This window comes from Moorena sp. SIO3I6 (assembly GCF_010672095.1).
Window position 1 is genome coordinate 1 of the sequence record NZ_JAAHHU010001004.1, and the last position, 1,803, is coordinate 1,803.

3 protein-coding genes are annotated in these 1,803 nt (G+C 42.2%); 2 read left to right on the forward strand and 1 reads right to left on the reverse strand.

The window, feature by feature from the left end; genetic code table 11:
- Positions 1 to 419, forward strand: a 419-nt coding sequence (locus F6K49_RS45445; RefSeq protein ID WP_293108748.1) for a helix-turn-helix domain-containing protein, incomplete at its 5' end; no start/stop codon positions are given.
- Between the two features lie 85 nt (positions 420 to 504).
- Here the strand turns inward: F6K49_RS45445 and F6K49_RS45450 are convergent.
- Positions 505 to 705, reverse strand: a complete 201-nt coding sequence (locus tag F6K49_RS45450) for a helix-turn-helix transcriptional regulator (RefSeq protein WP_293108752.1) — start codon at positions 703 to 705, stop codon at positions 505 to 507.
- Between the two features lie 710 nt (positions 706 to 1,415).
- On the opposite strand from F6K49_RS45450, the gene F6K49_RS45455 reads away from it, so the two are divergent.
- Positions 1,416 to 1,763 (forward strand): DUF29 domain-containing protein, encoded by a 348-nt coding sequence (locus F6K49_RS45455; protein ID WP_293108757.1) that lies wholly within the window; start codon positions 1,416 to 1,418, stop codon positions 1,761 to 1,763.
- The last annotated feature ends 40 nt before the right edge of the window (positions 1,764 to 1,803 follow it).

The following is a 1,803-nucleotide window of genomic DNA, read 5'->3' on the forward strand; positions in this document are numbered from 1 at the left end:
TAGAGCAATTTGCCAAACTTTCCGGTGTGACTCAGTATAAAGTCACCCAGTATGGCGAGCAATTTATTTCAGAAATTCGGGCATTTTGTCAAGAGCAAAAACTACCAGAACCCCTGCCCTCCAGTACTTATATGAAAACCCTGCAATTCTATCAACAAGGGTTAAGTGTAGAGGAAATTGCTCAACAACGAGGGTATACTACCAGGACTATAATAGAGCATTTGAGCCAATTAATTGAAATGAATCAGCCAGTGGATCTAAAGCAACTGGTACCATTGGAACGCCATGAGCCAATTATCAAAGCAATTGAAAAAGTGGGTGATCAGTATCTGAAACAATTACGGGAATATTTAGGAGAACGTTACTCCTATGACGACATTAAACTAGTCCGTGCTTGGTGGCGACGGCAGGATAATTGATATATTTATTGCTATCCGCAGCACTATAGATGATTATGAAATGATCCCACAATGCCATCCTGTGCTTTGGGTATACCCTTACATGTTACTGCTGGATCAGATCCTCAATTTTGAAGTCTAAGATATCACACAAGGCTTTGGTCTGTTCTGGATAGAGCTTAGGCTTGTGCCGATCAGCCTCCCAGTTAATCACTGTAGATTCTACCACATCACAGGCTCTGGCAACTTGTATGCGGGTTAAACCTAGACTTTCACGGCGTTCTCGTAGTTTTTTTCCTAGGGACATTACCTTCTCCGGTTGTCTTGTAACAGTGGTTTACCTAAATGTATTTGACTATTTATAGTTTATATTATACAATATACTTTTGTGCAACACGCCAACTAAATTAATCCCAATGGTTTAAATTAGGATCATCAATGTAGGTGGGAAGTGTGGGAAGTGTGGGAAGTGTGGGAAGTGTGGGAAGTGTGGGAAGATGGGGAGATAGGGAGATAGGGAGATAGGGAGATAGGGAGATAGGGAGATAGGGAGATGATATTATTGTTTAGTGGCTTAAGAATTGGGATTACCAAAAAATCAAAATCCCCGCTCTTACCAAAAAATCTGGGTCATTCCAAAAAATCTGGGTCATTAGCCCCGTCCTTCCAGGATGGCTTTGTGTTAATATAAAGACATAACCAAAAAAATAGTATCCTAGATGAACATGATCACAGAATAAGTAGACAGTGTAAAAAACCTGTTTTGAGATAAGCAGGTTGCACAATCAAGTCTAACGATTTGGAAGTCTATGAAAGTCTAAGATCCCTAAAAAAAATGTTTATCTTAATTTGTTAATTAGTTTAGGTACGGTGGGGCACACCGAAACCTGGGTCATAGACCAAGTACGCTTGTGAAGAGGAGACCTCTATTTTTTCTGGCTCCGGCCTGGTTAAACAAGTCACCTCGTAGAAGCAAGAATCCCCGTCCTTCCAGGGCGGGGAGTGTCAATCAAGTGGATGTATCAACCAGGGAAAAGGAGCGATAGTTGCATCAATACTATCACTGAACAGCGTATCGCTTTGGAAGAACTGCTAGAAGATAGTCCTAGTTTGCGGTGCGACCCAAGGGCGATTTACTCGCCCATTGGAAAGCGCACCGTAGCGTTTTTGCCAGAGGTCTTTGAGCAATGTTATCAAAAAGCTCGAATTAAGGCAGCTCAGGAAACTGGGATTAAGTTGAGTACTTTTCCTTCTCAGTGTTCTTTTGCTCAGGAGGAGGTTTTGGAGGCTGGTTTTTTTCCAGAAGTGTTGAATCGGGAATCGGGAATCGGGAATCGGGAATCGGGAATCGGGAATCGGGAATAGGCAATAGACAATAGGTAATAGGGAATAGGAAGCAGCGATG